The sequence below is a fragment of the Catenulispora subtropica genome, assembly GCF_039531675.1.
Lineage (GTDB): Bacteria > Actinomycetota > Actinomycetes > Streptomycetales > Catenulisporaceae > Catenulispora > Catenulispora subtropica.
In genome coordinates this window covers 1-22,006 of sequence record NZ_BAAAQM010000087.1, presented here as the reverse complement: position 1 = coordinate 22,006, position 22,006 = coordinate 1, and the positions used below count along the sequence as shown (strand labels likewise).

The following is a 22,006-nucleotide window of genomic DNA, read 5'->3' as shown; positions in this document are numbered from 1 at the left end:
TCGGGTAACAGCCCACGATCACATCCGTCGATCAGCACCGGGAGGACGTCGTGCTGACTCTCACCGACCGGGCCGTCGCGGCCATCGCCACCTTGACCAAGCAATCGGATCTGCCAGACGAGAGTGCCGGCCTGCGCATCGTCGCGCACGGCGCGGCGCAGGACTCCGGCCGAGGCGAGCTTTCCTTGTCCCTGTCCCAAGCACCGCACGGCGGCGACGAGGTCGTCGAGTCGGGGACGGCCCGGGTCTTCTTGGAGACCGAGGCCGCGACCGCCCTCGACGACCAGCAGTTGGACGCCACCGTGGGCGCGGACGGCGGCGTGAAGTTCCTGATCGCGCCGCAACCGTAGTTCCACGAGGACGAAGACGGCCCGGCCCCCGCGATCGCGGGGGCCGGGCCGTCCGGCTGCCGGGGGTCGGCTGACGAGACCGTGGAGGGGCGGCTCAGGCCTCGTCGACCGTCGTCACCGTCGCGCGGGTCGACGTCAGGCCGGCTCCGATGCACAGGATCGACCCGGCGAGCGCCGACCAGATGCCCCACTGGATGCTGTGGTCGGTCGCGCGTTCGATCTGGACGACCACCAGCACCGTGCCGATCACCCCGAGGGCGCCGGCCAGGCGGGTCAGCCACCCCGAGCGCTCGGCCAGGCCCAGCACCGCGAGCAGGCCCAGCACGATGGCCGGGCCGCCGACGCTGTGCACGGCGTCCGGCGCGCCGCCGAACGTGTCCTGATACACCGCGCGCCAGGAGGTGTCGATCCCCTTCATGTCCCTGGTCCACTTGAGGAACGCCGCGACGATCAGGCCTGCGGCGCCGAGTGCGGTGACCAGCATGCGCGAGGCCACGCCGATCGGCCGGACCTGACGTGCGTGGACGGGGGTGTGCGTCGTCATGTTCTCACCACCTTGCGGCGTTCGCTGCCGCCGGCGAGTGCTTCGCCCGCCCGGTGTGACGGCAGTTCGCGCCGTATCAGCCTGGTGACCGCTGCGGGCGGATCAAAACGCCCGCCCGCAGCGGATCCCGGTCAGAACCCGGACACCCGGGGTCGTCGCGTCAGGTCGTCGCGTCAGGCCGTCGCGTCAGGCCGTCGCCTCGAGCCCCGGCGCCGCCGCGGCCTCGGCCTCGGCCGCCTCCTGGTGCTGCACGCCCGCCTTGAGCCCGATGAACGCCACGATCGCGGCGACCGCCATGATGCCGCCCATCGCGTAGAAGATGGTCTCGGTCGACTGGGCGAAGGCCAGCTGGTAGAAGTGCGGGATCTTCGACAGGTCGGGGGCGCCGCCGCCACTGGACCCGCTGTTCTGCATCTGCGCCAGGCTCGCCGCCGCCTTGTCGGCGGCCGCTCGGGGCAGGTGGTAGTCGGGGTCGACGACCAGCTGGTTCGCGACGTTGGTGCGCATCCGGGACACCAGCGTGGTGCCGAGGACCGCCAGGCCCAGGCTGGCCGCGTAGTTGCGGATGGTCTGGGTGATGCCGGTGGCCTCGCCGTAGGAGAAGCGGCCGGCCTGGTTGACGGCGTCGGTGTTGGCCGGGGAGAGCATCAGGCCCATGCCGGCGCCGGCCACGACGATGAACCACTGCTGCTTGCCGAAGTCCAGCGTGGTGACCTTGCCCGCCCACAGGAAGAAGCCGACCGCCGCGACGGCGCAGCCCAGGGTGACCGGCAGCTTGGCGCCGACCTTGTCCAGCAGTCGCCCGCCGACCTGGGTGGCGACGGCGAAGCCGACGAAGAAGAAGAGCAGGAACACGCCGGCGTCCTTCGCCTGCTTGCCGAGCGAGATCTGCGCGTACTCGCTGGAGAAGACGAACAAGGGCACGAACGTCAGCATCGCGATGCCGAGCACCAGGTTCTCGACGAGGAAGGTGCGGTTCCGGAAGATGTTCATGTCGATCAGCGGCGCCTCGGTGCGCACCTCGACCCGGTAGAACACGACCAGCAGGGCCAGGCCGGCGGCGATGCAGATCCCGATCGCCGGGTTCGACCAGCCCCACAGCGGCGCCTGCTGGAAGCCGAACACGCCCAGCACGATGCCCGCGGTGATCAGCGCCAGGCCGCGGTAGTCCATACGCGCCGGGCGGTAGTCGGTCTCCGGCTTGGACAGGGCGATCAGCAGCACCGCGATCGCCGCGATCGGCAGGTTGACCCAGAAGATCGCGCGCCAGGTCCAGGCGGTGAGGAAGCCGCCCATGATCGGGCCGACGGCGGTCAGGGCGCCGGCGATCCCGAAGAAGGTGGCCAGCGCCTTGCCGCGCTCGCGTACCTCATAGGTCTGCACCACGATGGCCAGCGCCGCCGGGAACATGATCGCGCCGCCCAGGCCCTGCAGGGCGCGGAAGGCGATCAGCCAGGCCTCGGCCAGGCCGCCCTTCGGCGTGGCGCCGCACAGCGCCGAGGCACCGGCGAAGATGATCACACCCCAGGTCACCATCCGGCGGTGACCCAGGGTGTCGGCCAGCCGCCCGCCGAAGGCGAACAGCGAGGCCAGCGCGAGCAGGTAGGCGTTGACCGCCCACTGCACGCCGGTCGCCGACAGCCCCAGCTTGGTCTGGATCTGCGGCACCGCGATGGACACGATGGTCTGGTCGATGAAGGTCATCGCGACGGCGAAGATCATCGCCGCCAGCACCAGGCTCTTCGACCGGCCGTGGACCGGAGCTGCTTCGGACACTGTCCCACTCCCCTGTGAATCCTTGTGAACCCTGGAACATCCCTGTCACAAACATCCGCGCACGTCCGCATAGCCCTGATCGCCAGCCGCAAACCCCCCGACCCGCCCCGGGCCCGCGGCAGAACGCGAGCCAGCACCGGCCGCCCCCTACCGATGTCCCCGCCGGGCGAACGGCCGACACGCCATCATGCTCGATACCCGGCGGTCGTGCCGCGGATCCGGCTGGGCGTGCGGCACGCACTCTACTCAGTCGTTGATGGATCTTGCCAAAGCCAACGCCGCGCGAACGGGAGGTGTCGTCCAGGTGTGGACGGCGATGGACCGTCATCCCAGGTCGCGGTTGATATCCTGGACCCAGGGCCGGCGGCGAGACGCACTCGCGCCTGCCAACCGCCCCCGTCGCGAGGAAGCACATGGACGAGCCGGTGTCCGGTCCGGGCACCCCCCTTGCGGTGTACGACGCCTCGGCGTCGGCGCCCGCCCCCCGGACTCTCATCGACATCCTCCGGGCCACGGCCGAGACTTACCCGGACGCCACGGCGCTGGACGACGGCCGTCGCGCCCTGGACTACACCACCCTGCTGGTCGAGGTCCGCGCGATGGCCGGCCGGCTGGCCGTGGCCGGTGTCGGCGCCGGGGACCGGGTGGGGGTGCGTGTGCCCTCCGGCACCGTCGACCTCTACATCGCGATCCTCGGCGTGCTGACCGCCGGGGCCGCCTACGTTCCGGTGGACGCCGACGACCCGGACGAGCGCGCGAAGCTGGTGTTCGGCGAGGCCGACGTGCGGGCGGTGGTCGGGGAGGGGCTGCGGATCAAACCTCAGGCCCGGCGAGCGGCCGCTGATGAAGCTGAAGCTGACGAGACCGCCGACGCCGCCGCGAGCGCAGCCGACGCCACGGCCGAGGCCATCCGCGAAGAGTTCTTCCCGGCCCCCCACCGCCGCCCCGCCGCCCTCCCGGCCACGGCCGACGACGCCTGGATCATCTTCACCTCCGGCTCCACCGGCAAGCCCAAGGGCGTGGCGGTCACCCACCGCAACGCCGCCGCGTTCGTCGACGCCGAGGCCGGGCTGTTCCTGCGGAACGCCCCGATCAGCCCCGCCGACCGCGTCCTGGCCGGCCTGTCCGTCGCCTTCGACGCCTCCTGCGAGGAGATGTGGCTGGCCTGGCGCAACGGCGCCTGCCTGGTCCCGGCCCCGCGCGCCCTGGTGCGCAGCGGCGTGGACCTGGGCCCCTGGCTGGTCGAGAACGGCATCACCGTGGTCTCCACCGTCCCGACCCTGGCCTCGCTGTGGCCGGCCGAGGCACTGGCCGACGTCCGGCTCCTGATCTTCGGCGGCGAGGCCTGCCCGCCGGAGCTGGCCGAGCGGCTGGCGGTGTCCGGCCGCGAGGTCTGGAACACCTACGGCCCCACCGAGGCCACCGTCGTCGCCACCGCCGCGCCGCTGACCGGCCGCGGCGTCGTGCGCATCGGCGTGCCGCTGGACGGCTGGGAGCTGGTGGTGGTGGACGAGGCCGAGGAGCCGGTTCCGATGGGCGGCTCCGGCCAGCTGGTGATCGGCGGCGTCGGTCTGGCGCGGTATCTGGACCCGGAGAAGGACGCCGAGAAGTACGCCCCGCTGAAGTCGATGGACTGGGACCGCGCCTACCGCAGCGGCGACCTGGTCCGCGCCGATCCCGAGGGCCTGGTGTTCCTGGGCCGGGCCGACGAGCAGGTCAAGCTCGGCGGCCGCCGGATCGAGCTGGGCGAGGTGGACGCCGCGCTGCAGGCGCTGCCCGGGGTCCGGGGCGCGGCCGCCGCGGTGAAGAAGACCGCCGGCGGCGCCGAGGTGCTGGTCGGCTACGTCGTCCCGGCCGACCCCGGCACCTTCGACCCGCACGGCGCCCGCACTCTCCTCGGCGAGCAGCTGCCCGCCGCGCTGGTCCCCCGCATCGCCACCGTCGACACGCTCCCCCTGCGCACCTCCGGCAAGGTGGATCGCAACGCCCTGCCGTGGCCGCTGCCCGGCGTCGAGGAGCCGACCGAGGCCGCCGAGCTGACCGTGGCCGAGGAGTGGCTGGCCGAACGCTGGGCCACGATCCTCGGCGAGCGCCCGAACCATCCGGACACCGACTTCTTCGACTCCGGCGGCAGCAGCCTGGTGGCGGCCAGGTTCGTGTCGATGCTCCGCTCCCGGTACCCCACGGTCACGGTGCGGGACGTCTACGACAACCCCACGCTCGGCGAGCTCGCGGCCCGGCTGATGACCATGGCCCCCGAGGAGACGGACGAGATCGCCGAGTCGGTGCCGGACGTGCCGCCGGTCCCCCGGGGGGCGCAGCTGGCGCAGATGCTGCTGATGGTGCCGCTCGCCTCGCTGGGCGTGATCCGCTGGCTGACGCTGCTGGCCGTGGTCGGCAACCTCACCGACGCCCCGTGGGTGCCGACGGTGTCGTGGTGGTGGGTGCTGGCCGGCTTCGTGCTGTTCGTGACGCCTCCGGGCCGCATCCTGATCACCGCGACCGGCGCGAACCTGCTCCTGCGGGGCCTCCGCCCGGGCGAGTACCCACGCGGGGGCTCGGTGCACCTGCGGCTGTGGGCCGCCGAGCAGCTGGCGGCCCGGGTCGGCGTGCTGACGACGGCGACCGGCCCCTGGAACACGGTTTACGCGCGGGCCCTCGGCGCCCGTCTGGGCCCCAGCGTGGACCTGCACTCACCGCCGCCGATCACCGGCATGTTGCGGATGGGCGAGGACGCCTCGGTGGAGCCGGAGGTGGACCTGACCGGCTACTGGATCGACGGCGGCCGCGTCCGCATCGGCGAACTCCGCATCGGCGCCGGCGCCTCGATCGGCGCCCGGTCGGCCCTGCTGCCCGGCGCGAAGATCGGCGAACGGGCCCGCATCGCCCCGGGCTCCTCCGTCGGCGGCGTGGTCCCGGCCGGCCAGGAGTGGGCCGGCTCCCCGGCCGTGCGCCTCCGCAAGGCCGAGCGCTCTCCCGGCCCGGCCCGCCGCTCGCGGGCGTGGACCTGGATCTACGGCCTGACGGCCGTCGGCCTGGCACTGTTCCCCCTGGTGGCCGCGATCCCCGCCCTCATGGTGGTGGCGACGTTCCTGAGCGGGACCGAGACCGTGTGGGAGGGCTTCGGCTACGCCCTGGCCGGCCTGGTGCCCGCCACGCCGCTGTTCGTCCTCTGCTACGCCCTGCTGACCCTGGTGTGCGTCCGGACCCTCAGCGCCGGCATGACCGCCGGCGACCACCCGCTGCACAGCTACCGCGCCTGGCAGACCTGGTGCACGCTGCAGCTGATGGCGATGGCCCGCATCTGGCTCTACCCCCTCTACGCCAGCATCCTGACACCGGCCTGGCTCCGCCTGCTCGGCATGCGGGTCGGCCGCGGCGTGGAGATGTCCACGGTGCTGGCGGTCCCGGCCATGACCACGGTGAACGACGGCGCGTTCCTGGCCGACGACACGATGGTGGCGCCCTACGAGATGGCCGGCGGCTGGCTCCGCGTCGGCCAGTCGCGCATCGGCAAGCGGGTGTTCGTCGGCAACTCCGGCATGGTCGCCCCGGGCCGCAAGCTGCCCAAGGAGAGCCTGGTCGGCGTCCTGTCCGCGGCCCCGCAGAAGGCCAAACGAGGCAAGTCCTACCTGGGCATGCCCCCGGAGCGCCTCCGCCGCCCCGGCCAGGAAGTCGACGACGCCCTGACCTACAACCCGCCGCGCAAGCTGATGGCCGCCCGTGCCGCGATCGAGGTACTGCGCCTGGTCCCGGCATACCTGACGGCGGCCCTGGCGGTGGCGGCCGTAGCGGTACTGGCCGACGTCGCCCACCGCTGGGGCACCCCCTGGGCCGTCCTCCTCGGCGGAGTCGTGTTCCTGGCGGCGGGCGTGGCGGCCGCCCTCATCTCCGTCACCGCCAAGTGGGCTTTGGTCGGCCGGATCCGGGTAAGTGAGCAGCCGCTCTGGAGCTCCTTCGTCTGGCGCAACGAGTTGGCGGACAACTTCGTGGAACTGATCGCCGCCCCCTGGTTCGCCGACCCGTGGCTGGGCACCGCGCCCCTGAACGCGTGGCACCGGGCCATGGGCTCGAAGGTGGGCCGCGGAGTCTGGTGCGAGACCTACTGGCTGCCGGAGGCGGATCTGATCGTGTTGGCGGACGCGGCGACGGTGAACCGAGGATGCGTGGTGCAGACGCACCTGTTCCACGACCGGGTGATGAGCATGGACACGGTGACCCTGGAGCCGGGCGCGACCCTGGGCCCCCAGGGCGTGATCCTCCCCGCGGCCTCCATCGGCGCCCAAGCGACCGTCGGCCCCGCTTCCCTGGTCCTGCGCGGCGAAGCCGTCCCCTCCCACACCCGCTGGCAGGGCAACCCCATCGCACCGTGGCCGGAGCAGGCGTGAACGACAGCTACTTCCCCCGCCGGGGCAACGAGGGCTACCTGGTCGAGCAGTACGACCTGACCCTGGACTACCGCGTCGGCCCCAACCGCCTGACCGCCGTAGCCGTCCTGACCGTCTGGACCACCGAGTCCCTCACCAGCCTGGTCCTCGACTTCGCCGATCTCCGCGTGGACCGCGTGATCCTCCAGGACGGCCGCCGCCTCCGCTTCGAGCACCAGAAGGAGAAGCTCCGCATCCGCCTCCCGGGCACCGTCGCGGCAGGCCATCAACTGGTGATCGAGATCGTCTACCGGGGCAGCCCCCGCCCCACCTCCAGCCGCTACGGCGGCCTGGGCTGGGAACAACTGGACGACGGCGTCCTCGTCGCGAGCCAACCCACCGGCGCCCCCTCCTGGTTCCCCTGCGACGACCGCCCGGACCGCAAGGCGGCCTACCGGTTCACCATCACCACCGCGTCGCAGTACCAGGTCGTGGCCAACGGCCGCCTGGCCGGGGTGGCCCACAGCGGCTCCACCTCCACCTGGTCGTACGTCCAGGACGCCCCGATGGCCACCTACCTGGCGACCGTGCAGATCGGGCCCTACCAACGCCACGAACTCCCCGGCACCGTCCCCCAACGCCTGGTCGCCCCCGTCCGCCGCCTGCCCGCGGCCCGCACCGCCCTGGCCCACCAGGACGCGATGATGAACCTGTTCACAGAACTGTTCGGCCCCTACCCGTTCGAGACCTACACCGTCGTGGTCACCGACGACCGCCTCGAAATCCCCATCGAAGCCCAGGGCATGTCCATGTTCGGCGCCAACCACATGGCCGAGGACTGGTCCAACCAACGCCTCATCGCCCACGAACTCGCCCACCAGTGGTTCGGCAACAGCCTCACCCTCGCCGACTGGCGCGACATCTGGCTCCACGAGGGCTTCGCCTGCTACAGCGAGTGGCTCTGGTCGCCCGTCTCAGGCAACCGCCCCACCGACGAGCACGCCCGCACGTGGCACCACCGCCTCAAGCACCAGCCCCAAGACCTCATCCTCGCCAACCCGGGCCCGCCCCACCTCTTCGACGACTGGGTCTACAAACGCGGCGCTCTCACCCTCCACGCCCTCCGCCGCACCATCGGCGACGATGCCTTCTTCCGCACCCTGCGGACCTGGACCGCGGATTACCGCCACGGCACGGTGTCCACGGAACGCTTCACGAAGGTGGCCGAAGCAACGGCGGGGCGTGATCTGAGCGCCTTCTTCGCTGAATGGCTGTGGGACGAACGCCTCCCCGATCTGCCGTGACCCGCGGCCGCCGACGAACCAGCACTCGACTCAGCGAACTGCGACTCGCAGCGGGCCTTCCACACATTGACCTGAAGGTCTATTAGGACCTTTGAATCCGCAGATCAACCATCCCCCATCTCCTCCACAATCCCCCGAGCCGCTGCCCGATGCCCCGCCGCCGCATCGGCATCCGTGGCCTCAAGCACCGCAGCGATCCCCTCGTGCGCCAGAGCTTCCTTCTGTCGGTACCCCAGCCGCGGCGCCAACTCCAGCGCCTGCCGATGCAGCTCCAGGGCCTGCTCAAGCCGGCCCGCCTGCCGACAGGTCTCGGCATAGCTGTCCAAGAAGTGGATCTTCCAGTGCTCCTCGAACAGGTCCTCCAGCAACGCGAACGCCTGCGCGTGGCTGTCCAACGCCTCCTCATACCGTCCCATATGCCGCAGCGCCACGCCGAGGCAGTTCAGACACCACGCCTCGTTATGCGTGTGACCGTCCTCGCGCGCCAACGCCAAGGCCTGGCGCAAGTGCGCGACCGCCTCCTCAGGCTGATCCTGCGCGATGGCCACCCCCAAGGTGATCCGCGCGGCCAGGGCCGGCGGCCACGCGGGATCGGGATGCGACGACGCCAGTGCCTCCCGCGCCAGCCGCGCCGCCTCCTCACGCTGCCCCAGCTGCAGCAACGCCCACGCTTCGTCAGCGTTCGCGTGCACGGCTCCGAGCGGACAATCAGCATCGGCATATAGGCGACTCGCCTGCCGGAACATCTCCAGAGGCTCGTCGACGCGCCCCTCATCCCACCGCAGATACGCCCGCCGCATCGTCAACTCGGCCTGAGACCACCGATCGCCGGTCTGAGCGACCAACGTGGCCGCCGCCTCGTACTCGGCGTCGGCCTCGGCCATCCGCCCCGCGTTGTAGCGAGCGAAGCCGAGATCGCTGTGAGCCTCGGCGAGATGGGCGGGATCCCCTAACCTTTCAGCCGCCGCCAACGACCGCTCGAACAAGACGTTGAGATGCGTAGTCCCGCACCTCCGCGCAAAGTAAGCCCGCATGAACCGCGGCAGCTCGCACGCGTGCGCATCCGCTCCCGTGGCAACAGCCGCTTCGAAAGCCCCGATCAAGTTCTCATACTCGATCGCATACCAGGCGAACGCCGCCCGCTTGTCCTCGAACCGCGGCAGCTCCGCGGGCGCCCGCCCCGCCGAGACCGCCCGGCTCCGTGCCGAGAACGGCATCGCCGCATCAGCGGCGGCGGCCGCATGCACGTAGTAGTCCAGCAGCCGCCCCAGCGCCTTCCCCCGCTCGGCTTCGGAATCCTGCTGCTCCGACGCCCGCCGCGCGTGCTGATGCACCAAGTCGTGCATCCGATACCGCCCCGCGGACGGCTGCTGCACGAGATGCGCGTCGAGCAAGTCCTCCAACATCGCCCGAGCACTCCGCGGCGCGACGTCCGCCAGCGCCGCCGCCAGGTACTCGTCGAAACTCGACCCCGGCAACAACCCCAGCAACCGGAACAACCGTGCCTGCGCCCGGTCCAACTGCCTGACCGACATCGCGAACGCGGTATCGAACTCGCTCGCCCCCTCAGCCAGCCGCTCCACGAGAATCCCGACCGTCCACCCCGGCCGATGCCGCAACCGCGCCGCCGCCAGCCTCAGCGCCAACGGAAGATTCCCGCACAGCCGTATGACCTCGGCCGCTCCCTCCGGATCCCGCGCCAAGCGCCCACCCTCGGCGAACGGCCCGCCCTCACCGACTCGCTCACCATGACCGAGCTGCCCATCCACAGCCGTCTCGCCACTAGCCCGCGCCAGCAACTCAGCACTCTCAGCAGCGCTCAACACGTCCAACGAGACCGGCGGCACCTCATCCAACCCCACCAACCGGTTCCGACTGGTGATGATCGCCACCGACGGTCCCGCGCCCGGCAGCAGAGGCCGCACGTGCTCAGCGTCAGCAGCGTTGTCCAACACCACCACGGCCCGCCGCCGCGCCAGCTCCGACCGCCAACACGCGGCCAGTTGCTCCACTCCCCCCTGCGGCACCTTCTCCGACGGCACATCCAACGCCGTGAGCAACGACCGCAGCGCCGGGTCGGCGCCCAGCGGCTCACGGCCCTCCGTGAACCCGTGCAGATCCACATATAGCTGCGCATCCGGATAGTCCTTCGCCAGCTGATGCGCGGCGTGCACGGCCAGACAGGTCTTCCCGACCCCAGCCATCCCATCGACAGCCACGATCCGGCTGTCTCCAACAGCGCCGAGCACCGCAGCCAGCTCCGCCACCCGTCCCGTGAAATCCGGCACGTCCCGCGGCAGATCGTTCCGCGGCGGGAAATGCACCTGCCGACTCGACTTCGGCGGCGCCGGCAACGGATTCGACGCCCGTTCCCACACCGGCCGCAACGGCCTGGGGTCGCGTTTCACCAGCCGGCACAACGCCACCACGGCCGGCCACGGCGGCACCGTCTGCCCGCCCAGGTAGCGCGACAACGACGACGAGCTCAGCCCGCTGTCCCGCGCCAGGGCCCGCACGCCGAGCCCGGACAACTCCTGCACCGCCCGCAAACGCGCGGCCAGCTCCTCCGCCGGATCGGCGACCGCCGCCCGTCCCCCGCCTGCTGCGCGTCCCTCGGAAACCACTGTTCCTCGCTCTCCGTCCCGCACCGCCGGATCTTCTCCCGCCGACGACGCCGCTGGTCAGCCGTGTTCCAGCTGTCCCAGCCTGTCCCATCGCCATCGTCGGAGGCAACCGGTTCGCGCTGTCATGGAGCCACGCCCGAAGGACAGGGCCCCGAACCACCGAGACGGACCGCACACCGAACGGAGACCAAGATGCAGCCCCGCATGCAGAACCCAGCCATGATCCTCTCTGGCGCGATGAAGCCGATCCAGGAGATCTTCAAGGCCGCCCACACCGCCGGTGTCGAGGCCGAGACCCTCGAACTGGTCCACCTCCGCGTCAGCCAGATCAACGGCTGCAGCGCGTGCGTCGACGCCGGTGTGAAGACCGGCCGCAAGGCGGGCCTCACCGAGGAGCGGCTCGGCACCGTCGCCGCCTGGCGGGAGACGCCCTACTTCACCCCGGCCGAGCGCTCGGCCCTGGCCCTCGCCGAGGCCGCGACGCGGCTGGCCGACCGGCCCGACGCCGTCACCGACGAGATCTGGGACGCCGCCGCGACCCACTTCGACGAGAAGCAGCTCGCCGCACTCGTCCTCATGATCGGCGTCACCAACATGTTCAACCGCCTGAACGCCACCACCCGCCAGATCGCCGGCGCCTGGGGCTGAACCGCACCCCGCACGCTGAACGCCCCGACCCTCACACCCACCCTCGAAGGAGAAGCATCATGACCGCCCCCACCGAAGAATGGACCGCCGAGGAGCGCGCCGCCATGAAGGAGCGCGCCAAGGAGGTCAAGTCCGCCAAGCGCGCATCCAAGAGCAGCTCCACGGGCTCCGCCGTCGACCCCGAAGCCGAAGTCCTCGCCAAGATCGCCGAGTTCGACGACGCCGACCGCGCCCTCGCCGAGGTGATCCACACCATCGTCCGCACCAACGCCCCGCACCTGACCCCTCGCCTCTGGTACGGCCAGCCCGCTTACGCGAAAAACGGCAAGGTCCTCTGCTTCTTCCAGCCCGCCGCCAAGTTCAAGACCCGCTACGCCACCCTCGGCTTCAGCGACGTCGCAGCCCTCGACGACGGCACGATGTGGCCTGCCTCCTACGCCCTCACGAAGCTCGACTCGGCCACCGAGCAGCGCATCGCCGGCCTCGTGAAGCAGGCAGCCGCCTAAGCGGGGGCACCGGACACCTCGCGAACAGCACGCTGGGAGGGTCTTCGGACCCTCCCCACACGTGTCTGCATGAAGAGCTTGTCGATGACCCGGCTCGGATCACGGTTGAGCCGCAGACGCTTGCGGGTCACCAGTTCGCCGGTCTGGATGCCGCGCGCGACGGTGGGGTGTGAGCGGGATCGATTCGGCGATGGTCGTCGACTCAGCCCTCGTCATGGGTTCTCAGGGTAACCACCGCGGCGGGCGGAAAACCCGTTGCCACCAAAGCGCTTACCTCGTCGCAAACCGGGTATGGCGGCGGATTCGGATGAAAGGAGATCGATACCGATGACCATCGATGACCGCCTGGAGACCAGGCCGTCCGACCGCGAGTTGCTGCATCTGTCGTCGGGGAGGACGCCGGAGCCGTCGTTCGCGCATCTGGTGCGGATGAGCGACGACTGCGGCATGTTCGAGCACGCCCGGGGGCCGCTGCCCAAGCGCTGGCACGGATACTGCGTCGACGACGTCGCGCGCGCGCTGATCGTCGTGTGCCGGGAGCCCGACCCCTCGCCCGACCTGGTCCGCCTCGCCGAGATCTACCTCGCGTTCCTGCTCCACGCCCAGGACCGGGAGCGCGGCTTCCACAACCGCATGGGCTACGACCGGGTCTGGCACGACGAGCCGCAGACCGGCGAGTGGTGGGGCCGCGGGGTGTGGGCGCTGGGCACGGCGGCCTCGCGTGGTCCGACACCCTGGATGCGCGCCGTGGCGCTGGAGCGGTTCGGCGACGGAGCGAAACTGCGCAGCACCATCCCGCACGCCATGGCGTTCGCCGCCCTGGGCGCCGCCGAGGTGGCGGACAGTGATCCGGAGAACCACAGTGCGCGCGGACTGCTGGCCGACGCCGTGCCGGTCATCGGGCGCGCGCGCACCGATCCGGCGTGGCCCTGGCCGCAGCCGCGCCTGGAGTACGCCGACGCGGCCCTGCCCGAGGCCCTGATCGCGGCCGGGCAGTACCTGGGGGACGACGCGGTGCTGCGCGACGGGCTGAACCTGCTGGACTGGCTGCTGTTCACCGCGACCCGCGACGGCCACCTGTCGCCGACCCCGGCCGGCGGCTGGGGGCCGGGCCAGCCGCGTCCCGGCTACCACCAGCAGCCGATCGAGCCGGCGGCGTACGCGGACGCGTGCGCGCGGGCGTTCCTGGTGACCGGCGACCGCCGGTGGCTGCAGGGCGTGCGGATGTCGGTGGACTGGTTCCTGGGCGACAACGACAGCCGCATCCCGATGATCGACGACGCCACCGGCGGCTGTTACGACGGACTCGGGGAGGACTGGCGCAACCCCAATCAGGGTGCCGAGTCGACGCTCGCCCTGATCTCGACTTTGCAGCTCGCGCGGTGGCTGGACCGGATCCCGGCGGCGGACCTGGAGGGATAGGACGCGGGATGCGGAGCGGGATGCCCGGCGGCCGGAGCCGGGCATCCCGCTCCCGGGTGTTCAAGTGGTCGACGCCCGACAAGCCAGGACGCGCCGGTCGGCGCTACGGTCGGCTCGTCATCATCAGAACCCTGGAAGGACGGGGAATGCGCAGGGCGATTCTGAAGGCGGGCATCACGGTGGCCGTTGCGGCGTCGGCGGCGACGCTGGTGGCGCCAGCCGCGCAGGCGAGCAGCTACAAGCAGTACATCACCACGTACTGGTACGGGGACACCTGGAGCGAGTGCAACAACCAGGGCTCCGCCGACGTGCAGAACTCCAACGCCATCTCCTACGAGTGCGACGAGGTCGAGCGGGTCATCCACGTCGGCCAGTGGCAGCAGGGCTACGAGCTCTGGGAGTACATCCGGATCGGCTGATCCCAGCACGCGGCCAGCGCCGCACCGGCCCGCCCCGGTGCGGCGCTCGCCGTTTCCCCGCGGGCCGTGACCCGCGGCGCGCTAACCAGCCGCCGCCTCTGTCCGATAGCCGCGCGCCTGCAGCTCGAACAACCGCGCGTAGGTCCCGCCGGCGGCCAGCAGGTCCGCGTGGCTGCCGCGTTCGATGACGGCACCGTCGTCGAGCACGATGATGTGGTCGGCCATGCTGACCGTGGAGAAGCGGTGGGACACGAACAGCGCGATGGCGCCGCGCGCGGCGGCGGCTTCGCGGGCGCGCGCCAGATGCCGCTCGAACAGCGCGTGCTCCGCCTGCGCGTCGAGCGCGGCGGTCGGCTCGTCGAGGATCAGCAGCACCGGTTCACTCCGCATCATGGCGCGGGCCAGGGCCAGCTTCTGCCACTGGCCGCCGGACAGGTCGCGGCCGTCGGCGAAGCTGGTGCCGATCGGCGTGGCGAGACCGTTCGGGAATCCCTCGACGAGGTCCAGCGCCCCGGCGTCGCTCAGGGCCGCGCGCACCGCCGCCGTGTCGTCGACGTGCGGCAGGTCTCCGACGCCGACCACCTGCCGCACCGGGAACTCCAGGCGGACGAAGTCCTGGAACGCCGCCGACGTCGCCTCGCGCCAGCGCTTGGGCGCCACCGCGCCGAGGTCGAGACCGTCGACCAGGATCCGGCCGCCGGTCGGTTCGTACAGCCCGCACAGCAGCTTCACCAGTGTGCTCTTACCGGCGCCGTTCTCCCCCACCAGTGCCACGACCGACCCCGCGGGCAGCGTCATGTCGACGTCGCGCAGGATGTCGCGGTCGCCGCCCGGGTAGCGGAAGCGGACGCGTTCCAGGCGGATGCCTTCAGCGAGCAAGCCAGGGGCCTGTGACGCCCCTGACACGTCCGTGCCCGTGCCGGTGCCCGTCCCCGGCTTCGGGGTCGCCTCAGCCGCCTCGTCGACGGCCGCGGCGTCCATGATCCGCCGCATCCGTGCCCCGATCAGCCCTGCGCGCTGCATGTCGAGGGCCAGGCTGAGGATCTGCGTGACGCCGGTGGCCACCTGACGCGCCAGCACGATCGCGAGCACCACGTCCCCGGCACCGGCCCTCCCCTCGACGGCCGACCGGACCACCACGAACAGCGCGATGCCGTAGGCGAGTCCGAACACCAGTTGCCCGGCGGTGCGGGCGAGCGCGGCCAGCGTCTCAGAACGCTGCTGGGTGCGGCCGTAACGCAGGATCAGCTCCTCCTGCCGCCGTTCCAGCTCCCCGGAGAGTCCGGCCAGCCGGATCTCCATCATCGGTCCCGGCTTCTGCGCGAGCGTCAGCAGCGCGTGGGCCCGCCGTTGGTCCGCCTCCACAGCGGTCCGCGTCCGTTCCGCGATCCGCTGGCCGTACCGGCCCGCGTAGTAGGGCGCCAGGGCCGCCAGCGGCAGCAGCATCAGCAACGGCTGCAGCCGTCCGAGCAGTGCGATCGTCACCAGCATCTGGGTGACGACGGCGAAGGTCTCCAACAGCGCGCGCACCACGAAGTGCACGCCGAAGATGTCTTTCTGCAGCAGGGACAGGTCGTCGGCGAAATCCGGGTCCTCTTGTCTGGTCAGCGTCACCCGGTCCTGAACGGCGCGGGTCAGCCGGTTGGCCGTGGCCACCACGGCACGCTCGCCGAGCACCCCGAACACCATCGACACGAAGTGGCTCATGGTGAGCTGCACCACGGCGAGGACGGCGACACAGCATCCTGCGATGACACCCGCACCGGTCCTGCCGTCGGCCGTGGTCGTGACCAGTGCCGCGAGAGCCAGACCGAGCAGCGGGCCGGACAGCGCGCCGGAGAAGATCATCAGGGTGCCGCCGACGCCCCGCGCCGGGTCCTCGCGCAGGACCATCCAGGTCGTGGCGAACGCGTCTCGGACGCCGCGGAACCGGCCCGGCTTCGGCTGGATCGCCATCACCGGTCCTCTCCGTCGTCGCCGCCGGATCCGTGGGCCGGGACCGCGAACCGCGCCGCCTGCACGGTGAACATCTCGGCGTACCGGCCGCCGAGCGTCATCAGCTCGTCGTGGGTGCCGTCCTCGACGATGCGGCCGCCGTCCAGCACGACGATCCGGTCGGCCCGCCGCACGGTCGCGAACCGGTGCGAGACCACGATCGTGGTGGTGCCGCGGGTCAGTTCCAGGAAGCCGTCGATGAAGTCGGCTTCGGCGCGGATGTCGAGGCTGGCCGTGGGCTCGTCCAGGATCAGCACCGAGGCGCCGCCGTCGACGGCCAGCATCGCGCGGGCCAGCGCCACCCGCTGCCACTGGCCGCCGGACAGGTCGGTGCCGCCCTTGAAGTCGCGGCTGAGGGTGGTGTCGAATCCCTGGGACAGTTCCCTGAGGTAGTCGGCCGCACCGGCGCGCGCCGCGGCCCGTTCGACGGCGTCGCGGTCGGCGACCAGCTCCGCGGCGCCGAAGCCGATGTTGTCGGCGGCCGACAAGGGGTACTTCCCGTAGTCCTGGAAGGTGGCGGCTATCTGGCGCTGCCACCGGGAGGCGTCCAGCGCGGCGGCGTCCACGCCGTCGATGACGATGCGTCCGCTGTCCGGTTCGTAGAAGCGGCACAGCAGTTTGATCAGGGTGGTCTTGCCCGCGCCGTTCACGCCGACGACCGCCAGCGACGTCCCGGCTTCCAGCTCCAGGCTGAAGCCGGTGAGCACGGCTTCGCCGGCACCCGGATACGTGAAGCCGACGTCCTCGAACCGTATCGACTCCCGTACCGGGCCGACCGGCGACGCCGCACCGCCGGGTTCGTCGACCGTCGCGGCGCGCGCCTGTCCCACCGCGGCCTCCACCTGCTCCAGGTGCCGCAGACAGGTCAGGCCATAGGAGATGACGTAGTCGGACTCCTCGAAGGCCGCGCCGATGCCGACCGCCGCGATCACCGCCTGGGCGACCAGGGTCGTGGTCCCGGCGGACAGCCCGCCGCCGAAACGCGGCCAGGCCGCCTGCGCCAGCGCCACCGCGGCGCCCAGCGCGGTCACGGTCGCCGCGAGCGCGAACGGCGCGATGAAGATCCGCGACCGCACCTTCCACAGCATCCGGAAGTAGCCCAGGCCCTCCTCGGTCGCTTGGTCGGCGAGCCAGGGGCCGAAGCCGAAGACCCGGGCCTCCTTGCCGATCGCCGGGCTCAGGCCCTGCGTCGACAGGAACCAGTTCCGCCGCCGCAGCTGGATCGTGTCGACGATCGCGGTGGAGTAGGCGGTGGCGCCGCGCCGGTGGGTCACCCGCAGCACCATGCCGCCGGTCCCGGCGGCCAGTGCGGCGACGGGGCTGAGTGCGACCGCGACGACGATCAGGGCGCCGAGGAAGGCGGTGTAGCGGGCGATGAGCGTCAGCATGGCGGCTGCGGCACCGCCGGGGGTGGCTTGGGTGCGCCGCATGTCCGCGATCGTCTCGTCCAGGGCGGCTCGGACCTGCGGCCGTTCCATCACCGCGATCCCGGGGGCGGAGTAGTTCGCCGCCATCAGCCGCCGATAGATGTCCAGGTCCATCCGGTACTGCAACGTCCAGCCGGCCAACCGCTGCACCGGTGCCAGTACCTGTCCGACCACCAGCGTCGCGGCCGCGAGGACCATCAGCAGCTCCAGCTGGTGCCACGCCGCCGAGGAAGTGCCGCCGCCCGCCGCGGCCCGCACCTTTCCGACCGCGGCGCTGCTGAACAGCATGAAGGCCACCGGCGCCGCGCCCAGGGCCACTTGCAGCAGGACGCTGCCGGCCACCGCCGGGACGGGCGCTTCGCGCAGCAGTCGCAGGAGTCGAAGACGGTCGCGCCGGGCCCGGGTGGACGAGGACGGCATCCGGGACCCGCTTCCCTGAGATTCCACAAGATTCAACGGGCGAACCTAGCCGATGGGCGCACGGGGGCACAACGATTCCGGCGAGGAACCGCCCGATTCAACGTGACATCATGTGGCCCGCAGCTCGGCGACCGCGGCCTCATAGGCGAGCAGCGTGTCCAGGAAGATCCGGCGCTGCCGCGGGGTCAGCGGCCCCAGGGCCCGGCGCCAGGCCTCGGCGCCGGGGGCGAGCCAGGCCTCGATCGCGGGCCGGGCCGCGGCCGCGATGCTGACGATCCGGCGGCGCCGGTCGGCGTCGTCCTCGGCGCGTTCCAGGACGCCCTTGCGGGTCAGATCGCCGATCAGCAGGCTCGCGGTGGTCGGGGCCACCTGGAGGCGGGCGGCGAGGTCGTTGACCGTGACCGGCCCGTCGAGCAGGAGGAACGCCAGCAGGGACAGGTGGCGCGGGCCGAGAGTGAGGTCGGCGAGCTCGGGCGGCGGGGGGATGCGCTTGGCGTGCGCGACCAGGCGCGGCATCAGCAGCAGCAGGGAGCGGACCGCCGCGTCGAGGTCCCCCGCGCCGTCTCCGGCGGTCTTCTTGGTGGACACCGCCCGCGCCTCCTTTTATCTTTGATAGCAAAGATGTTTTTGCTCGGCTGGAGCAAACCCATGCTAACCAGGGGGTTCGGCGGTGACCGTGCTGGTCGTCGGGGCACGCGGGTCCATCGGCAGCCGTCTCGCCGCCCGGCTGCGCGCCGACGGGCGGACGGTGCGCGCGACGGTCCGGGATGAGCTCGACATCACCGCGCCGGACGGGTTCGAGGACGTCCTGAAGGACGTCGACTCCGTCTTCCTCTACGCGACGCGGGGCGACACGACCCCGTTTCTGGCGGCGGCCCGGAGCGCCGGCGTGCGGTACGCGGTGCTGCTGTCGTCACCGGCTTCGTACGAGGCGGCCGAGTACCGGGGGCCGATCGGGCGGATCCACCGCCTCAACGAGGAGCGGCTGGCCGCATCAGGGATCGAGCACACGGTGCTGTACCCGAGCTGGCTGGCGACCAACGCGCGCCGGGACTGGAGCGCGGCGATCCGCGCCGGTGCGCCGGTGGAACTGGCGTATCCGGCGACGCAGATCTCTCCCATCCATCCGGGAGACGTCGCCGACGTCGCGGCCGAGCTGCTGACGCACCCGGCGCACCGCGGCCGGACGCAGATCGTGACCGGGCCGGTGTCGATGCGCCTGGACGAGGCGGTGGCCGTCGTGGGAGACACGCTGAGCCGGGCGATCGAGGTGCGGCCGATCGGCCGCGAGGAGGCGGTGGCGCGGCGCGAACCGTGGCTGTCCGAGGAGGTCCTGGCGAGCCTGCTGGACAGCGCCGCCGCCGGCGTCGGGCATCCGGCGCCGCTCACGAACGCGGTGGAACGGATCACGGGGCGGCCGGCGCGGCCGCTGCGGGAGTGGGTCGCGGAGAACCGGGAAGCGTTCGCCGGTCAGTCCGTAGGGAAGGAGAAGTAGAGGACCTTGGCGTAGTGGGAGTCGAAGTGATCTTGCCACGACGCTCGCACCGCCTCCAGCCACTCGTCGTCCTCGCCGGCGATCGCCGCTTCGGCACGGGCCACTGCCTTGGGGATGTCGGTGGCGACCATGCGCTGGGCGGCTTCCTCGACATCGCCGCCGTCCAGGGAGAACATCTCGCCCGCCTCCAGGATGGAGTAGGCCGCGCGCTGCTGCTGCAGATGCACCGTCATCTTGACGAGGCGGGGCGCGAAATCAGGGTCCTCCTCCAGCCCGTTCCACACCACGCGCAGCAGGTCCAGCAGCAAGGCCGTGCCGCCGGCGTAGTCGGCGGCGATGCCGATCCTGGGGTTCCAGATCATGGACTGCACGATCCGCGGCTCGCGGCCGACGAGCAGCTTGTGGGCCAGCGGAATGTCCCAGCGGTGCTCGGATATGCACAGGATCCGCTGCGGGTTGTCGGTGTCCGTCGGCAGGGTGTCGGCTGAATAAAGGTAAGAACGGTTGGCCATGGCGGCGACGGTAACACCGGCCCGGCTCCGCCCGGGGCGGTTCGGGACTGTTCGGGGCTGTTCGCGGCCGTCCGCGGAACCGGACGACCGTCCGGCGGCCCGGTTTCACCCCACCTGCCCCGAACCGCCGCTTGCCCGCCACCACGTCGTCACGTCCCGGCCGCGCGGCTCCCCACCCCCCTCCGGTACGGTTGGTCTATACCAATGTGCCGTGTAGTCCGCATGTCATCACCGAACCCAGGGGTCGCCATGGAAGTCGTCATCGTCGAGGACGCCGTCGCCGGCGGGGAGCTCATAGCCGGCGCCGTCGCCGAGCTGATCGCCCGCAAGCCCGACGCGCTGTTCGGAGTGGCGACGGGCTCGACCCCGCTGCCGATCTACCAGGCGCTGGCGGCCAAGGTCGCGGCCGGCGAGGTCGACACCTCGCGGCTCCGGGTCTGCCAGCTCGACGAGTACGTCGGGCTCCCGGCCGGGCATCCGGAGTCGTACCGGGCGGTGCTGAAGCGGGAGGTGCTGGAGCCGCTGCGCGTCCCCGACTCCTCGTTCCTGGGGCCGGACGGCTCGGCCGAGGACCTGCCGGCCGCCTGCGCCGCGTACGAGCGGCAGCTCGCCGACGCCGGCGGCGTGGACCTGCAGCTGCTGGGCATCGGGACGGACGGGCACATCGGCTTCAACGAGCCGATCTCCTCGCTGGCGTCCCGCACCCGCATCAAGACCCTGACCGAGCGGACCCGGGTGGACAACGCGCGGTTCTTCAACGGCCTGGACGAGGTGCCGCGGCACGTGATCACCCAGGGCATCGGCACCATCCTGCAGGCCCGCCACCTGGTGCTGCTGGCCACCGGCGCGGGCAAGGCCGAGGCGGTCGCCGCGACCGTCGAGGGCCCGCTCTCCAGCCTGGTGCCGGCCTCGGCGCTGCAACTGCACCCGCACGCCACCGTGGTCGTGGACGAGGCCGCCGCCCAGCAGCTGAAGCTCGCGGACTACTACCGCGCCACCTACGCCTCGAAGCCGGCCTGGCAGGGGATCTGAATAATCGAGACGCAACGTCTCGACAAGGAGTAGGCTGAGCGGGCACCCGTCTTCGGAGACCGCAAGGAGTCCGTGCCATGACTCAGTCCCGCATAGTCCTCATCACCGGCGCCACCGACGGCCTCGGCCGGGCCCTGGCCCACCGCCTGGCCGCCGACGGCGACACCGCCCTGCTGCTGCACGGCCGCGACCAGGCCCGCCTGGACGCGACCGCCGCCGCCGTCCACGAGGCGCACGGGGTGCGCCCGCGCACCTTCCGCGCGGACCTGGCCGACCTGGCCCAGGTCCGCGCGCTGGCGGCCGCCGTCCGCGAGGCCACCGACCGCCTCGACGTCCTGGTCAACAACGCGGGCGTCGGCGGCGGCGAACCCGACGGCCGCGACCGCCGCGTCAGCGAGGACGGCTACGAGCTGCGCTTCGCCGTGAACTACCTGGCGGGCTTCCTCCTGACGCACGAACTGCTGCCCCTGCTGCGCGCCTCGGCCCCGGCGCGGGTGGTGAACGTCGCCTCGCTCGGCCAGCAGGACATCGACTTCGACGACGTGATGCTGGAACGCCACTACGACGGCATGCGCGCCTACTGCCAGAGCAAGCTGGCACAGATCTCCTCGACGGTGGAGCTGGCGGAGCGGATCCCGGCCGACGAGGTCACCTTCAACAGCCTGCACCCGGCGACGTTCATGCCGACGAAGATGGTGCTCCAGGAGATCGGCCACAGCATCGACAGCCTGGAGACCGGCGTCGAGGCGACCAGGCGCCTGGTGGTCGACCCGAAGCTGGCCGGCGTCAGCGGACGGTTCTACGACCGGCAGCGCGAGGCGAAGGCGCTGAAGCAGGCTTACGACAAGCAGGCGCGCGCCGAGCTGTACCGGCTGAGCCTGAAGCTGGTCGGGCTGCCGCAGGAGTAGGTGGGTGGTGGCGGTCGCCGTGGCGGTGGCGGCTGCCGTGGCGGTCGCGGTGGCGGTGGCGGTGGCGGTCGCAGTCGCAGTCGCGGTCGCGGTCGCTGTCACGGTCGCGGTGGTAGTGGTAGTGGTAGTGGTGCGGTTTGCCTGTGGTTGAAGGTCAAAGGCTCGATACGACCTTCGGCCATGGTGTTGCAGGCCCGCTGGAAGTCGCAGTTCGCTACGACGTGTCCGGGTGCGTCGGCGGGTGGCGGCAGCGTATA

Annotated in this window: 18 protein-coding genes; 11 read left to right on the top strand and 7 right to left on the bottom strand. The window is 71.6% G+C overall.

What is annotated here, in order from left to right; all coding sequences use genetic code 11:
* Positions 1–50 precede the first annotated feature (50 nt).
* On the top strand, positions 51–350 hold the full coding sequence (locus ABD466_RS42030; RefSeq protein ID WP_344662908.1) for an adhesin: 300 nt from the start codon (positions 51–53) through the stop codon (positions 348–350).
* 94 nt (positions 351–444) lie between these two features.
* Here the strand turns inward: ABD466_RS42030 and ABD466_RS42025 are convergent, their stop codons facing one another.
* Positions 445–894, bottom strand: a complete 450-nt coding sequence (locus ABD466_RS42025; RefSeq protein ID WP_344662907.1) for a sugar:proton symporter — start codon at positions 892–894, stop codon at positions 445–447.
* Between the two features lie 186 nt (positions 895–1,080).
* Positions 1,081–2,670 (bottom strand): MFS transporter, encoded by a 1,590-nt coding sequence (locus ABD466_RS42020; RefSeq protein WP_344662906.1) that lies wholly within the window; start codon positions 2,668–2,670, stop codon positions 1,081–1,083.
* A 413-nt stretch (positions 2,671–3,083) separates the two neighbouring features.
* Here ABD466_RS42020 and ABD466_RS42015 point away from each other — a divergent pair, with 413 nt between their 5' ends.
* Together ABD466_RS42015 and ABD466_RS42010 are read left to right on the top strand one after the other, a co-directional pair.
* Positions 3,084–7,058 carry a Pls/PosA family non-ribosomal peptide synthetase gene (locus tag ABD466_RS42015; RefSeq protein ID WP_344662905.1) on the top strand — a complete coding sequence of 1,325 codons (3,975 nt, stop codon included), beginning with the start codon at positions 3,084–3,086 and terminating at the stop codon, positions 7,056–7,058.
* The gene (locus ABD466_RS42010; protein WP_344662904.1) at positions 7,055–8,341 is read left to right on the top strand and encodes a M1 family metallopeptidase; all 1,287 of its coding nucleotides are present in this window, start codon (positions 7,055–7,057) and stop codon (positions 8,339–8,341) included. The genes ABD466_RS42015 and ABD466_RS42010 overlap by 4 nt, the downstream gene beginning before the upstream one ends.
* A 104-nt stretch (positions 8,342–8,445) precedes the next feature.
* On the opposite strand, the gene ABD466_RS42005 is transcribed toward ABD466_RS42010, so the two are convergent.
* Complete coding sequence (locus tag ABD466_RS42005) at positions 8,446–10,965, bottom strand: tetratricopeptide repeat protein (protein ID WP_344662903.1); 2,520 nt, start codon at positions 10,963–10,965, stop codon at positions 8,446–8,448.
* Positions 10,966–11,157: 192 nt separating this feature from the next.
* Between ABD466_RS42005 and ABD466_RS42000 the strand changes: the two genes are divergently transcribed.
* The 4 genes from ABD466_RS42000 to ABD466_RS41985 all read left to right on the top strand — a co-directional run bounded on the left by ABD466_RS42000 (position 11,158) and on the right by ABD466_RS41985 (position 13,960).
* A complete protein-coding gene (locus tag ABD466_RS42000; protein WP_344662902.1) occupies positions 11,158–11,613 on the top strand; it encodes a carboxymuconolactone decarboxylase family protein in 456 nt (151 codons plus the stop codon).
* Positions 11,614–11,672: 59 nt separating this feature from the next.
* Positions 11,673–12,119 (top strand): iron chaperone, encoded by a 447-nt coding sequence (locus ABD466_RS41995; protein WP_344662901.1) that lies wholly within the window; start codon positions 11,673–11,675, stop codon positions 12,117–12,119.
* Positions 12,120–12,446: 327 nt separating this feature from the next.
* Positions 12,447–13,541 carry a glycosyltransferase gene (locus tag ABD466_RS41990; protein ID WP_344662900.1) on the top strand — a complete coding sequence of 365 codons (1,095 nt, stop codon included), beginning with the start codon at positions 12,447–12,449 and terminating at the stop codon, positions 13,539–13,541.
* Positions 13,542–13,687: 146 nt separating this feature from the next.
* A complete protein-coding gene (locus tag ABD466_RS41985; protein ID WP_344662899.1) occupies positions 13,688–13,960 on the top strand; it encodes a hypothetical protein in 273 nt (90 codons plus the stop codon).
* Between the two features lie 81 nt (positions 13,961–14,041).
* On the opposite strand, the gene ABD466_RS41980 is transcribed toward ABD466_RS41985, so the two are convergent.
* The 3 genes from ABD466_RS41980 to ABD466_RS41970 form a co-directional block, all read right to left on the bottom strand.
* Positions 14,042–15,916 (bottom strand): ABC transporter ATP-binding protein, encoded by a 1,875-nt coding sequence (locus ABD466_RS41980; protein WP_344662898.1) that lies wholly within the window; start codon positions 15,914–15,916, stop codon positions 14,042–14,044.
* The gene (locus ABD466_RS41975; RefSeq protein ID WP_344662897.1) at positions 15,916–17,802 is read right to left on the bottom strand and encodes an ABC transporter ATP-binding protein; all 1,887 of its coding nucleotides are present in this window, start codon (positions 17,800–17,802) and stop codon (positions 15,916–15,918) included. Before ABD466_RS41975 ends, ABD466_RS41980 begins: the two co-directional genes overlap by 1 nt.
* A 108-nt stretch (positions 17,803–17,910) precedes the next feature.
* Positions 17,911–18,318 (bottom strand): MarR family winged helix-turn-helix transcriptional regulator, encoded by a 408-nt coding sequence (locus ABD466_RS41970; RefSeq protein WP_344662915.1) that lies wholly within the window; start codon positions 18,316–18,318, stop codon positions 17,911–17,913.
* 154 nt (positions 18,319–18,472) lie between these two features.
* Between ABD466_RS41970 and ABD466_RS41965 the strand changes: the two genes are divergently transcribed.
* Positions 18,473–19,297: an NAD(P)H-binding protein gene (locus ABD466_RS41965; RefSeq protein ID WP_344662896.1), complete on the top strand. Its 825-nt coding sequence runs from the start codon at positions 18,473–18,475 to the stop codon at positions 19,295–19,297.
* Here the strand turns inward: ABD466_RS41965 and ABD466_RS41960 are convergent.
* Positions 19,273–19,809: a DUF7822 domain-containing protein gene (locus tag ABD466_RS41960; RefSeq protein ID WP_344662895.1), complete on the bottom strand. Its 537-nt coding sequence runs from the start codon at positions 19,807–19,809 to the stop codon at positions 19,273–19,275. The genes ABD466_RS41965 and ABD466_RS41960 overlap by 25 nt on opposite strands.
* Before the next feature lie 249 nt (positions 19,810–20,058).
* Here ABD466_RS41960 and nagB point away from each other — a divergent pair, with 249 nt between their 5' ends.
* From nagB to ABD466_RS41945, 3 genes are all read left to right on the top strand, one after another.
* Positions 20,059–20,841, top strand: coding sequence for a glucosamine-6-phosphate deaminase (gene nagB, locus ABD466_RS41955; protein WP_344662894.1), 783 nt, complete (start codon positions 20,059–20,061; stop codon positions 20,839–20,841).
* A gap of 77 nt (positions 20,842–20,918) precedes the next feature.
* On the top strand, positions 20,919–21,749 hold the full coding sequence (locus tag ABD466_RS41950) for an SDR family NAD(P)-dependent oxidoreductase (protein ID WP_344662893.1): 831 nt from the start codon (positions 20,919–20,921) through the stop codon (positions 21,747–21,749).
* Positions 21,750–21,753: 4 nt separating this feature from the next.
* Positions 21,754–21,900, top strand: a complete 147-nt coding sequence (locus tag ABD466_RS41945; protein ID WP_344662892.1) for a hypothetical protein — start codon at positions 21,754–21,756, stop codon at positions 21,898–21,900.
* The last annotated feature ends 106 nt before the right edge of the window (positions 21,901–22,006 follow it).